The sequence below is a fragment of the Escherichia sp. MOD1-EC6021 genome, from assembly GCF_002965245.1.
GTDB lineage: Bacteria > Pseudomonadota > Gammaproteobacteria > Enterobacterales > Enterobacteriaceae > Escherichia > Escherichia coli_F.
This window is the reverse complement of record NZ_PTRU01000003.1, coordinates 205708-217341: the sequence shown is the minus strand read 5'-3', so window position 1 is coordinate 217341 and position 11634 is coordinate 205708. Positions and strand designations below refer to the sequence as shown.

The 11634-nt window shown below is 50.1% G+C and carries 13 protein-coding genes and 1 tRNA gene; 10 read left to right on the top strand and 4 right to left on the bottom strand.

Annotated elements, in window-relative coordinates:
• The first annotated feature begins 12 nt into the window (after window positions 1-12).
• From BEB54_RS05380 to tusE, 3 genes are all read left to right on the top strand, one after another.
• Window positions 13-100, top strand: a tRNA-Ser gene (locus BEB54_RS05380).
• A gap of 206 nt (window positions 101-306) precedes the next feature.
• On the top strand, window positions 307-966 hold the full coding sequence (yccA, locus tag BEB54_RS05375) for an FtsH protease modulator YccA (RefSeq protein WP_000375136.1): 660 nt from the start codon (window positions 307-309) through the stop codon (window positions 964-966).
• Window positions 967-1056: 90 nt separating this feature from the next.
• Window positions 1057-1386 (top strand): sulfurtransferase TusE, encoded by a 330-nt coding sequence (gene tusE, locus BEB54_RS05370; RefSeq protein ID WP_000904443.1) that lies wholly within the window; start codon window positions 1057-1059, stop codon window positions 1384-1386.
• On the opposite strand, the gene yccX is transcribed toward tusE, so the two are convergent.
• A complete protein-coding gene (gene yccX, locus BEB54_RS05365; RefSeq protein ID WP_039020489.1) occupies window positions 1383-1661 on the bottom strand; it encodes an acylphosphatase in 279 nt (92 codons plus the stop codon). The genes tusE and yccX overlap by 4 nt on opposite strands.
• 94 nt (window positions 1662-1755) lie before the next feature.
• On the opposite strand from yccX, the gene rlmI reads away from it, so the two are divergent.
• Window positions 1756-2946, top strand: coding sequence for a 23S rRNA (cytosine(1962)-C(5))-methyltransferase RlmI (gene rlmI / locus BEB54_RS05360; protein WP_039020488.1), 1191 nt, complete (start codon window positions 1756-1758; stop codon window positions 2944-2946).
• Between the two features lie 57 nt (window positions 2947-3003).
• A complete protein-coding gene (hspQ, locus tag BEB54_RS05355) occupies window positions 3004-3321 on the top strand; it encodes a heat shock protein HspQ (RefSeq protein ID WP_001295356.1) in 318 nt (105 codons plus the stop codon).
• A 44-nt stretch (window positions 3322-3365) separates the two neighbouring features.
• Here hspQ and BEB54_RS05350 read toward each other — a convergent pair whose 3' ends face one another.
• Window positions 3366-3779, bottom strand: a complete 414-nt coding sequence (locus BEB54_RS05350; protein ID WP_000665218.1) for a CoA-binding protein — start codon at window positions 3777-3779, stop codon at window positions 3366-3368.
• Between the two features lie 172 nt (window positions 3780-3951).
• On the opposite strand from BEB54_RS05350, the gene BEB54_RS05345 reads away from it, so the two are divergent.
• Window positions 3952-4614 (top strand): DUF2057 family protein, encoded by a 663-nt coding sequence (locus BEB54_RS05345; protein WP_000847791.1) that lies wholly within the window; start codon window positions 3952-3954, stop codon window positions 4612-4614.
• Between the two features lie 95 nt (window positions 4615-4709).
• Complete coding sequence (mgsA, locus tag BEB54_RS05340; RefSeq protein WP_000424181.1) at window positions 4710-5168, top strand: methylglyoxal synthase; 459 nt, start codon at window positions 4710-4712, stop codon at window positions 5166-5168.
• Between the two features lie 31 nt (window positions 5169-5199).
• Here mgsA and helD read toward each other — a convergent pair whose 3' ends face one another.
• On the bottom strand, window positions 5200-7254 hold the full coding sequence (gene helD / locus BEB54_RS05335; RefSeq protein WP_105277080.1) for a DNA helicase IV: 2055 nt from the start codon (window positions 7252-7254) through the stop codon (window positions 5200-5202).
• Window positions 7255-7376: 122 nt separating this feature from the next.
• On the opposite strand from helD, the gene BEB54_RS05330 reads away from it, so the two are divergent.
• On the top strand, window positions 7377-7823 hold the full coding sequence (locus BEB54_RS05330; RefSeq protein WP_001261235.1) for a YccF domain-containing protein: 447 nt from the start codon (window positions 7377-7379) through the stop codon (window positions 7821-7823).
• Window positions 7824-7832: 9 nt separating this feature from the next.
• On the top strand, window positions 7833-9995 hold the full coding sequence (gene yccS / locus BEB54_RS05325; protein WP_000875038.1) for a YccS family putative transporter: 2163 nt from the start codon (window positions 7833-7835) through the stop codon (window positions 9993-9995).
• On the opposite strand, the gene sxy is transcribed toward yccS, so the two are convergent.
• Window positions 9958-10587 carry a CRP-S regulon transcriptional coactivator Sxy gene (sxy, locus tag BEB54_RS05320; RefSeq protein WP_000839153.1) on the bottom strand — a complete coding sequence of 210 codons (630 nt, stop codon included), beginning with the start codon at window positions 10585-10587 and terminating at the stop codon, window positions 9958-9960. The genes yccS and sxy overlap by 38 nt on opposite strands.
• 218 nt (window positions 10588-10805) lie before the next feature.
• Here sxy and sulA point away from each other — a divergent pair, with 218 nt between their 5' ends.
• Window positions 10806-11315, top strand: coding sequence for an SOS-induced cell division inhibitor SulA (gene sulA / locus BEB54_RS05315; RefSeq protein WP_000288710.1), 510 nt, complete (start codon window positions 10806-10808; stop codon window positions 11313-11315).
• The last annotated feature ends 319 nt before the right edge of the window (window positions 11316-11634 follow it).

The window sequence follows — 11634 nt, the reverse complement described above, 5'->3', positions numbered from 1 at the left end:
GCGCGTCATTCCGGAAGTGTGGCCGAGCGGTTGAAGGCACCGGTCTTGAAAACCGGCGACCCGAAAGGGTTCCAGAGTTCGAATCTCTGCGCTTCCGCCAAATAAGATAAGGGGTTAGCTAAATGCTAACCCCTTTTTCTTTTGCCTGTCGAAATTCTCAGGGCGTTATATTTGCTTAATGACCTGATAATCCACTGTTAAACCTGTTCCAGATCAAATGCGTAAAGATGGGTAAAACTTCTGGGTGCCCTTACGCATTATCATTATGCTGCTTAATTAATTACATCTGTCATAGAGAGTGACTCAATGGATCGTATTGTTAGTTCTTCACATGACCGTACATCGCTGCTTAGCACCCATAAGGTGCTGCGTAATACCTATTTTCTGCTGAGCCTGACGCTGGCCTTTTCGGCGATTACCGCAACTGCCAGTACGGTGCTGATGCTGCCATCTCCGGGTCTGATTCTGACGCTGGTGGGTATGTATGGTTTGATGTTCCTGACCTATAAAACGGCGAATAAGCCGACCGGAATTATCTCCGCATTCGCCTTTACCGGTTTTCTGGGTTATATCCTCGGACCAATTCTGAATACCTATCTGTCTGCCGGAATGGGTGACGTAATCGCTATGGCACTGGGCGGAACGGCGTTAGTGTTCTTCTGCTGCTCTGCGTATGTGCTGACCACCCGCAAAGATATGTCGTTCCTTGGCGGTATGCTGATGGCGGGTATTGTGGTGGTGCTGATTGGTATGGTTGCTAATATCTTCCTGCAGCTGCCTGCCCTGCATCTGGCGATCAGCGCGGTCTTCATTCTGATCTCCTCTGGCGCTATCTTGTTTGAAACCAGCAACATCATTCATGGCGGTGAAACGAACTATATTCGTGCCACGGTTAGCCTGTATGTTTCGCTGTACAACATCTTCGTCAGCCTGCTGAGCATTCTGGGCTTCGCCAGCCGCGATTAATCTCACCCGCTAACACTTTCATAGCCTCGCTTTATGCGGGGCTTTGTTTTTTGTTACACTGCCGCCAGTCTGATTAAGGTAGTAATAATTATGCTGATCTTCGAAGGTAAAGAGATAGAAACGGATACCGAAGGCTATCTCAAAGAAAGCAGTCAGTGGAGTGAGCCGCTGGCAGTGGTGATTGCAGAGAACGAAGGGATTACGCTGTCACCAGAACACTGGGAAGTGGTGCGTTTTGTGCGTGATTTCTATCTGGAATTCAATACTTCTCCGGCGATTCGTATGCTGGTAAAAGCGATGGCGAATAAATTTGGCGAAGAAAAAGGTAACAGCCGCTATTTATACCGACTGTTTCCGAAAGGTCCGGCTAAGCAAGCCACCAAAATTGCTGGCCTGCCAAAACCGGTAAAATGTATCTAACGAATACGAAAATCGGTTAATTCCCCCGAGGGATTATGCGGCTCGCTGAGCACCCGTTCCACACGTGCAGAACGCGGGCCGCCACTCTTTAACCACTGCATTAATTTTTCCACCTGCCCTTCTTCACCGCAGGCAACCACTTCCACGCTGCCATCGTCAAGATTTTTGGCGTAGCCGCTTAACCCGAGTTTTTTCGCTTCGTACTGCGTGGTATAGCGAAATCCTACGCCCTGAACTCGCCCGTAAACCCAGGCAATTATGCAGACTTTCGACATTGCTGCTCTCCTTATCCTTAATGGACGCGTTGCAAATCCATGGAAAACTCCGGACAATGACGCCCATTTCTTTGCATCGACAGAAAAGTAAATTATGAGTGTACGTTTAGTGTTAGCCAAAGGGCGCGAAAAATCATTACTTCGTCGCCATCCGTGGGTCTTTTCCGGGGCCGTTGCCCGCATGGAAGGTAAAGCCAGCCTCGGTGAAACCATCGATATTGTTGATCATCAGGGAAAATGGTTAGCACGCGGCGCTTATTCGCCAGCTTCGCAAATCCGGGCGCGCGTCTGGACGTTTGACCCCTCTGAATCCATTGACATTGCTTTTTTTACCCGCCGTTTGCAACAAGCGCAAAAATGGCGTGACTGGCTGGCGCAAAAAGATGGCCTCGACAGCTATCGTTTAATCGCCGGAGAATCTGATGGCCTGCCGGGTATTACTATCGATCGTTTCGGTAATTTTCTGGTACTGCAACTGCTAAGCGCAGGCGCGGAATACCAGCGTGCGGCATTAATTAGCGCCCTGCAAACGCTCTACCCGGAATGTGCAATTTACGATCGCAGCGACGTTGCGGTACGTAAAAAAGAAGGGATGGAACTGACCCAGGGCCCCGTTACCGGAGAGCTACCGCCTGCCCTGCTGCCGATTGAAGAACACGGCATGAAGCTGCTGGTGGACATTCAGCACGGGCACAAAACGGGCTACTACCTGGACCAGCGTGACAGCCGCCTGGCTACCCGCCGCTACGTTGAAAATAAACGCGTACTGAACTGTTTTTCCTATACCGGTGGTTTCGCCGTATCGGCATTGATGGGCGGTTGCAGCCAGGTTGTCAGCGTTGATACCTCCCAGGAAGCGCTGGATATTGCACGGCAGAATGTTGAGCTGAACAAACTGGATCTGAGCAAGGCTGAGTTTGTCCGTGATGATGTCTTTAAATTGCTGCGTACTTATCGCGATCGCGGTGAAAAATTTGACGTTATCGTGATGGACCCGCCGAAGTTTGTTGAGAATAAAAGCCAGTTGATGGGTGCGTGTCGTGGCTATAAAGACATCAACATGCTGGCGATTCAGTTGCTGAATGAAGGCGGAGTTCTCCTGACTTTCTCCTGTTCCGGTCTGATGACCAGCGATTTATTTCAGAAAATCATCGCGGATGCCGCAATTGATGCCGGTCGTGATGTACAATTTATAGAGCAGTTCCGTCAGGCAGCCGATCATCCGGTGATCGCTACCTACCCGGAAGGGCTATATCTGAAAGGGTTTGCCTGTCGCGTCATGTAACTTGAAATGTGGAATTTTACCCTTATATCAAAGGTAAAGATTTCCCGGGAGGTGACTATGATTGCCAGCAAATTCGGTATCGGCCAGCAGGTCCGCCATTCCCTGTTAGGTTATCTCGGAGTGGTCGTGGATATCGACCCGGTTTATTCGCTCTCTGAACCGTCGCCTGATGAGCTGGCGGTGAATGACGAGCTTCGCGCCGCTCCGTGGTATCACGTGGTGATGGAGGACGATAACGGCCTACCGGTTCATACCTACCTGGCTGAAGCCCAGCTAAGTAGCGAATTGCAGGATGAACATCCTGAACAGCCATCCATGGATGAGCTGGCGCAGACCATCCGCAAACAACTTCAGGCCCCGCGTCTGCGTAACTAATCCCTGAACAAATCCCCGGAAGGTTTTGGCCTTCCGGGGATTTTTTATTTGGCCAGGCCCAGGCGAGGGATCTCAATAGCCGGGCAGCGATCCATCACCACATTTAACCCGGCATCCCGTGCCAGTACTGCCGCTTGCTCATTAATCACCCCCAGTTGCATCCAGAGGGTTTTCGCGCCAATGGCGATCGCTTCCTGCGCCACGCCCCACGCCGCTTCTGAATTACGGAAAACATCGACCATATCGACTTTTTCCGGAACTTCTGCCAGCGTGCCATATCCCTGCTGGCCCAGCAGCGTTTTGCCGGCAACTTTTGGTGAAACCGGAATGACGTGATACCCCTGGTCGAGTAGATATTTCATCACGCGATAGCTGGGACGATCGGGTTTGTCGCTTGCCCCCACCAGCGCAATGGTGTGAGTGGACGTTAAAATGCCTGCAATATCGGTTTCTTTCATTATTTCCTCCAGACTGTTTAACAAAGTGTACGACAAAGCCGACATGCCAACCATGCAGCTAATACGAATGAATGAGAGCAAAAGCGGGAATTATGTCTATATGTTAGTAAGTATGATTAAAGAAAAATTTTGACACATTATTATTCGGGCGGTCTTTTGACAGGAGCTACCTATGAAAACCGGCATCGTGACCACCTTGATTGCATTATGTTTGCCGGTATCCGTTTTTGCCACCACGCTGCGGCTTTCAACCGATGTCGATCTTCTGGTACTCGACGGCAAGAAGGTTTCCAGCTCTCTGCTGCGCGGTGCGGACAGCATTGAACTGGATAATGGACCACATCAGTTAGTGTTTCGCGTTGAGAAGACGATTCATCTTTCCAATAGTGAAGAACGGCTGTATATCTCCCCACCACTAGTGGTCAGTTTTAATACCCAGCTCATCAACCAGGTCAATTTTCGCCTGCCTCGCCTGGAGAATGAGCGGGAAGCTAACCATTTTGATGCCGCGCCGCGCCTTGAATTGTTGGATGGCGATGCGACGCCGATTCCGGTAAAGCTGGATATTCTCGCCATTACCTCAACGGCAAAAACGATTGATTATGAGGTCGAGGTTGAACGTTATAACAAATCCGCGAAACGCGCTTCACTACCGCAATTTGCCACGATGATGGCAGATGACAGCACGCTGCTTTCGGGTGTTTCCGAGCTGGATGCTATTCCACCGCAGTCTCAGGTGCTCACAGAACAGCGGCTGAAGTATTGGTTTAAACTGGCTGACCCACAAACGCGAAATACTTTTCTGCAATGGGCGGAAAAACAACCATCTTCCTGAGATTTTTGTGCCTGTGCGCAGGCTTTTTCGGTCTTTCTCTTGCAGCGATAAGTGCTTACAGTAATCTGTAGGAAAGTTAACTACGGATGTACATTATGGAACTGACGACACGTACTTTACCTGCGCGGAAACATATTGCGCTGGTGGCACACGATCACTGCAAACAAATGCTGATGAGCTGGGTGGAACGGCATCAACCGTTACTGGAACAACACGTACTGTATGCAACAGGCACTACCGGTAACTTAATTTCCCGCGCGACCGGCATGAACGTCAACGCGATGTTGAGTGGCCCAATGGGGGGGGACCAGCAGGTTGGCGCATTGATCTCAGAAGGTAAAATTGATGTATTGATTTTCTTCTGGGACCCACTAAATGCCGTGCCGCACGATCCTGACGTGAAAGCCTTGCTGCGTCTGGCGACGGTATGGAACATTCCGGTTGCCACCAACGTGGCAACGGCAGACTTCATTATCCAGTCACCGCATTTCAACGACGCGGTCGATATTCTGATCCCCGATTATCAGCGTTATCTCGCGGACCGTCTGAAGTAATATTACACAGGTGGCAAACGCCACCTGTTTCCTACGGTTTTCTCGCCACCGGCACATCCAGATTTTTCAGTATTTCGACAAAGGGAGAGGGATTCTCTTTGTTAAACAATGCCCATACCCGATGGCGTGCCCGGGTCAGCGCCACGTACATTAACCGCCGTTCTTCAGCGTCCGGAAAATCCTCAACCGGGGGTAGTAGCGCCTCTTCCATAATCGACTCCCGCGCCGCAGCCGGAAAACCATCACTCCCCTCCTGCAAGCCAACGATGATGACGTAATCCGCCTGTTGCCCTTTGCTGGCATGAATGGTCATAAAATCGATTTGCAACTTCGGCCAGCGTGTTGCCGCTTTTTCCAGGCTGGCAGGCCTCATGTGATGGTAACGCGCCAGGATCAGAATGCGCTCTTCCGGTTTGGCATAACCAGAGAGCTTATCCAGCAAAGCATCAAGTTGACTCTCATCCAATAACGTGACGGCTTTTTTGTCTCCATTGGTTAAGCTGTTTAGCGGCTTTTTCAGCTGGCCAGGGTTCTGCTGAATAAAACGGTTTGCCACCTCACCGATACGACTGTTAAAACGGTAAGTCGTGTCTAAATCACAGCGATCGCCTTCACCAAAGTTTTCATGGAAAGCGGTGGTGAGCGACATTTGCGCACCGCTGAAACGGTAAATCGCCTGCCAGTCATCGCCAACGGCGAACAACGTCGTTTGACTGTTTTGCTTGCGTAATGCCGCTAACAACGCTGCACGCTGCGGCGAGATATCCTGAAATTCATCAACCAGAATATGCTTCCACGGGCTGATAAAGCGACCTTTCTCCAGAATCACAATCGCCTGGTGAATAAGGCCGGAAAAATCGACAGCGTTTTCTGCCTTCAGCGCACCTTTCCAGGCTTTTAATAACGGGGCCATCAACTTGATACGTTTACTGAACAAGTCGCGAATCTCTTCAGGTGCATTGGCAATCATTTCTGCCTGTGCACCGCCGTGCATTCGCATCAGACTTACCCAGCGATCGAGGCGAGAAGCAAGACGATGCTGTAATTTCTCATCATCCCAGAAGTTACCTTCTGGCACTGACCACTGCATTTCTTCCGTCAGCCATTGCCGCCAGCCCTTCGCCTGCGCTTTCTTTTCGCTGCATTGCTTACGCCACTCAGCAATAAAGAGTTCATGACGGGCAGCGGTATCATTTTCTAGTTTGCTGACTGTCGGAACTTTTTTGCTGCCCTGCTGAATAATATGCAGCGCCAGCGCATGAAATGTGCGTGCGGTAATGTCTTCGGTATGTAGTCGTTCTCGGATACGCTCGTCCATCTCTTCAGCTGCTTTGCGACCAAACGCCAGCAATAAAATTTGCTCAGGGGACGCTTCACCACGCGCCAGCAACCAGCCTGCACGGGCCACCAGCACCGACGTTTTTCCGCTTCCTGCACCGGCCAGCACTAACAGAGAATGCTCGCCGTTAACGACTGCCCGGGCCTGCGCCGGATTCAGCGGTGAAGACTCAACCTGACGGAAAAAATCCACATACTCGGTAAGCATAGCTTCGGTATACGCCTGATTATGCTGCAACCGAGCGCCTTCAATATCTTTTAACCAGGCCTGACATTTACGCCACGCCTCACGGCAGTTATCGAATTCTTCCAGTCGGTTGACCGGCAACGGCAACGCCAACAAAGCCTGGCGGATTTGTTGCTGCACGCCAGAAGTTTGCTCACGCGTCAGCCATTTATTTTCTCCGGTGCGCGTGGCAATCAAATCCAGTTGCTGGCGTAAAACACCAGCCGCAATTTCGCTCATCTCCGCACTCCACCGCCGCCAGTGAGCATCAAGATGATGGTAAAAACGCTGCGTCTCGCCCCATTCGGTGCCGTGCAGACGCACCACTTTTTCGTCCGGCAGTACAAATTCCAGCTCGCCCCATACCAGACCGCGCTTACAGTGAATTGCCAGTAATTGATTGAAAGGAATAAGGTATTCGTGGCGATCGCCGGAGACTTTAATCCCGGCATTGAGGATCACCGCCCGATCGTAAGGGTGCTGTGCCAGACGTTTTCCAAGCGTTGTCGCTTTCAGTTCCATGACTCTGTAGATCCACACGAAATGATTTCTTATCAGTGTAACCGTCAGAGAAAACGTGCTCCAGCCCAAAAAAACGTTACAATTGCCGCCCATTACTGAAAACCACAGTAAAGCGAGGTTTTATGCGTACCGTTTTGAACATTCTGAACTTTGTGCTTGGCGGATTTGCCACCACTCTGGGCTGGCTGTTGGCGACTCTGGTCAGTATTGTGCTAATTTTTACCTTACCGCTGACACGATCCTGCTGGGAGATCACTAAACTGTCTCTGGTGCCTTATGGCAATGAAGCTATTCATGTCGATGAACTGAACCCGGCTGGCAAAAATGTGCTGCTGAATACTGGCGGTACGGTATTGAATATTTTCTGGCTGATTTTCTTTGGCTGGTGGTTATGCCTGATGCACATTGCAACGGGCATCGCACAATGTATTTCCATCATTGGCATTCCTGTCGGCATTGCGAACTTTAAAATTGCCGCTATTGCACTATGGCCGGTCGGTCGTCGCGTGGTATCGGTAGAAACAGCGCAAGCTGCGCGTGAAGCCAATGCACGTCGTCGTTTTGAATAATCCACTAATATGGCCTTTATGCTAAGTCCTTTGCTCAAACGCTATACCTGGAACAGCGCCTGGCTGTATTACGCGCGTATTTTTATTGCGCTTTGTGGAACCACAGCGTTTCCGTGGTGGCTGGGTGATGTAAAACTGACGATTCCGCTGACGCTGGGGATGGTGGCAGCGGCGCTGACCGATCTCGATGACCGGCTGGCGGGACGTTTGCGTAACCTCATCATTACGCTGTTCTGCTTTTTTATCGCCTCGGCCTCAGTAGAATTGCTGTTTCCCTGGCCCTGGCTATTTGCAATTGGTTTAACGCTCTCTACCAGCGGCTTCATTTTGCTCGGCGGTCTGGGTCAACGCTATGCAACAATTGCCTTCGGTGCGTTACTGATCGCCATTTACACTATGTTGGGGACGTCACTGTATGAGCACTGGTATCAGCAGCCGATGTATCTGCTGGCCGGTGCCGTCTGGTACAACGTCCTGACACTTATTGGTCATCTGCTGTTCCCGGTCCGCCCGTTACAGGACAACCTGGCGCGTTGCTATGAACAACTGGCGCGTTATCTTGAGCTCAAGTCGCGCATGTTTGATCCTGATATTGAAGATGAAAGCCAGGCACCGCTGTACGATTTGGCTCTCGCCAACGGTCAGCTGATGGCGACATTGAATCAGACGAAACTCTCGCTGCTGACCCGCTTACGTGGCGATCGTGGTCAACGGGGAACGCGTCGCACGCTGCATTATTACTTTGTCGCGCAGGATATTCACGAGCGTGCCAGTTCTTCTCATATTCAGTATCAAACATTGCGTGAACATTTTCGCCACAGCGACGTGCTGTTCCGTTTTCAGCGACTGATGTCGATGCAGGGCCAGGCGTGCCAGCAACTGTCACGTTGTATTTTGCTGCGTCAGCCTTATCAACATGATCCGCATTTTGAGCGCGCTTTTACGCATATTGATGCTGCGCTGGAGCGGATGCGCGATAACGGCGCGCCTGCCGATTTACTCAAAACACTGGGATTTTTGCTGAACAATTTACGCGCTATTGATGCCCAACTGGCAACAATTGAATCAGAACAGGCCCAGGCACTGCCCCATAATAATGACGAAAATGAGCTCGCTGATGACAGCCCGCACGGATTGAGTGATATCTGGCTGCGTCTTAGCCGTCACTTCACACCGGAATCCGCCCTCTTCCGTCATGCGGTAAGAATGTCGCTGGTGTTGTGCTTCGGCTACGCCATCATTCAGATAACCGGAATGCATCACGGGTATTGGATATTGCTGACAAGTTTGTTTGTCTGCCAGCCAAACTATAACGCCACGCGCCACCGCCTGAAGTTAAGGATTATTGGTACGCTGGTAGGTATCGCCATTGGCATTCCTGTGCTGTGGTTTGTGCCGTCACTGGAAGGGCAGCTGGTGCTGCTGGTTATTACCGGCGTGCTCTTTTTTGCCTTCCGTAACGTGCAATATGCCCATGCAACGATGTTCATCACACTTTTGGTGCTACTTTGTTTTAACTTGCTGGGTGAAGGTTTTGAAGTGGCGTTACCTCGCGTAATCGATACGCTGATTGGTTGTGCCATTGCGTGGGCGGCGGTGAGCTACATCTGGCCTGACTGGAAGTTTCGCAATCTGCCGCGCATGCTCGAACGTGCCACCGAGGCCAACTGTCGCTATCTCGATGCCATACTGGAGCAATACCATCAGGGGCGTGATAACCGTCTGGCGTATCGTATTGCCCGCCGCGATGCACACAACCGTGATGCTGAACTGGCGTCGGTGGTATCAAATATGTCCAGCGAGCCGAACGTTACCCCGCAAATTCGCGAGGCCGCGTTTCGGTTGCTGTGCCTTAACCATACGTTTACCAGCTATATCTCAGCCCTCGGTGCTCACCGGGAGCAGTTAACTAATCCTGAAATTCTGGCGTTTCTTGATGACGCAGTTTGCTATGTTGATGACGCGCTACATCATCAACCTGCTGATGAAGAACGCGTCAATCAGGCATTAGCTGACCTGAAACAGCGGATGCAGCAACTTGAACCACGGGCAGACAGCAAAGAACCTCTGGTCGTACAACAAGTCGGGTTATTGATTGCATTACTGCCAGAGATTGGTCGTCTGCAACGCCAGATTACTCAAGTTCCGCAGGAAACTCCTGTTTCGGCGTAAGAGAGTCAGCCCATTCTGCAAGCTCCTGGCGGCGTGCCACCGGGAGCGCAGCTTCATGAATGCCGATAATGGCCCCTTCAAGCATAAACAGAATCTTTTCTGTCACCAGACTGTTTTGCTGCCGCAGTCGCAACCAACACATTTTTGCCCCAAGTATACGTAACGCCCGTACATCCTTAATCCCCACCTCCCCGAGTATCGCTTCCAGATGAAAAGACATATTGGGCAAATCTTTCAGTCTTTCCCGGGTATTGCGCGTGCTTTTCTCTTTCAGCGCTGCATCGAGAGAATATTTCGACAGACGCACCAGCTTCAGTTGATTTCGCCATAGACTTTCATCAACCCGATAGTAATTGAGGGTAACGGATCGGCCACACTTTTTATATGTCAGCCAGACAGGCGGATGTTTTACACAGTACTGTGCACTTTGCTCACAAGCCCGAAGATACAACTCACCATCAGAAACCATCGCAAACACCGTGTCGTCAACGGTCAGGCTGTAACTACCAAACAATGATCGGTATTCAATTGTGCCCAACGTTGCCAGGTATTCTTGTGATTTATAGATCCGCTTATAGGAGAGGCTTTTCATAAAATTCCTTTTAAAATCATAACATAAAAGAATGATTCACATTAACGGATCCGTTAACTACGAAAATAGGCAACTTATTCTTAAGGGGCAAGATTAATTTATGTTTTCCCGTCACTAACGACAAAATTTGCGAGGCTCTTTCCGAAAATAGGGTTGATCTTTGTCGTCACTGGATGTACTGTACATCCATACAGTAACTCACAGGGGCTGGATTGATTATGTACACTTCAGGCTATGCACATCGTTCTTCGTCGTTCTCATCCGCAGCAAGTAAAATTGCGCGTGTCTCTACGGAAAACACTACAGCCGGGCTTATCAGTGAAGTTGTCTATCGCGAAGATCAGCCCATGATGACGCAACTTCTACTGTTGCCATTGTTACAGCAACTCGGTCAGCAATCGCGCTGGCAACTCTGGTTAACACCGCAACAAAAACTGAGTCGGGAATGGGTTCAGGCATCTGGGCTACCCTTAACGAAAGTGATGCAGATTAGCCAGCTCTCCCCTTGCCACACTGTGGAGTCAATGGTTCGCGCTTTACGCACGGGCAATTACAGTGTGGTGATCGGTTGGTTGGCAGATGATTTGACTGAAGAAGAGCATGCTGAACTTGTTGATGCGGCAAATGAAGGTAACGCTATGGGGTTTATTATGCGTCCGGTAAGCGCATCCTCTCACGCAACGAGACAACTTTCCGGGCTAAAAATTCACTCTAATTTGTATCATTAAGTAAATTTAGGAGTAATCCTGGAACTTTTTTTGTCGCCCAGCCAATGCTTTCAGTCGTGACTAATATTCCTTGCGAAGTCTTGTCTGAAGCGGTTTCCGCGATTTTCTTCTGTAAATTGTCGCTGACAAAAAAGATTAAACGTACCTTATACAAGACTTTTTTTTCATATGCCTGACGGAGTTCACACTTGTAAGTTTTCAACTACGTTGTAGACTTTACATCGCCAGGGGTGCTCGGCATAAGCCGAAGATATCGGTAGAGTTAATATTGAGCAGATCCCCCGGTGAAGGATTTAACCGTGTTATCTCGTTGGAGATA

Bases quoted from the DNA above. Each gene is read 5' to 3' on its own strand.
- yccA (WP_000375136.1), top strand. From the start codon at position 307: ATGGATCGTATTGTTAGTTCTTCACATGACCGTACATCGCTGCTTAGC.
- tusE (WP_000904443.1), top strand. From the start codon at position 1,057: ATGCTGATCTTCGAAGGTAAAGAGATAGAAACGGATACCGAAGGCTAT.
- yccX (WP_039020489.1), bottom strand. From the start codon at position 1,661: ATGTCGAAAGTCTGCATAATTGCCTGGGTTTACGGGCGAGTTCAGGGC.
- rlmI (WP_039020488.1), top strand. From the start codon at position 1,756: ATGAGTGTACGTTTAGTGTTAGCCAAAGGGCGCGAAAAATCATTACTT.
- hspQ (WP_001295356.1), top strand. From the start codon at position 3,004: ATGATTGCCAGCAAATTCGGTATCGGCCAGCAGGTCCGCCATTCCCTG.
- BEB54_RS05350 (WP_000665218.1), bottom strand. From the start codon at position 3,779: ATGAAAGAAACCGATATTGCAGGCATTTTAACGTCCACTCACACCATT.
- BEB54_RS05345 (WP_000847791.1), top strand. From the start codon at position 3,952: ATGAAAACCGGCATCGTGACCACCTTGATTGCATTATGTTTGCCGGTA.
- mgsA (WP_000424181.1), top strand. From the start codon at position 4,710: ATGGAACTGACGACACGTACTTTACCTGCGCGGAAACATATTGCGCTG.
- helD (WP_105277080.1), bottom strand. From the start codon at position 7,254: ATGGAACTGAAAGCGACAACGCTTGGAAAACGTCTGGCACAGCACCCT.
- BEB54_RS05330 (WP_001261235.1), top strand. From the start codon at position 7,377: ATGCGTACCGTTTTGAACATTCTGAACTTTGTGCTTGGCGGATTTGCC.
- yccS (WP_000875038.1), top strand. From the start codon at position 7,833: ATGGCCTTTATGCTAAGTCCTTTGCTCAAACGCTATACCTGGAACAGC.
- sxy (WP_000839153.1), bottom strand. From the start codon at position 10,587: ATGAAAAGCCTCTCCTATAAGCGGATCTATAAATCACAAGAATACCTG.
- sulA (WP_000288710.1), top strand. From the start codon at position 10,806: ATGTACACTTCAGGCTATGCACATCGTTCTTCGTCGTTCTCATCCGCA.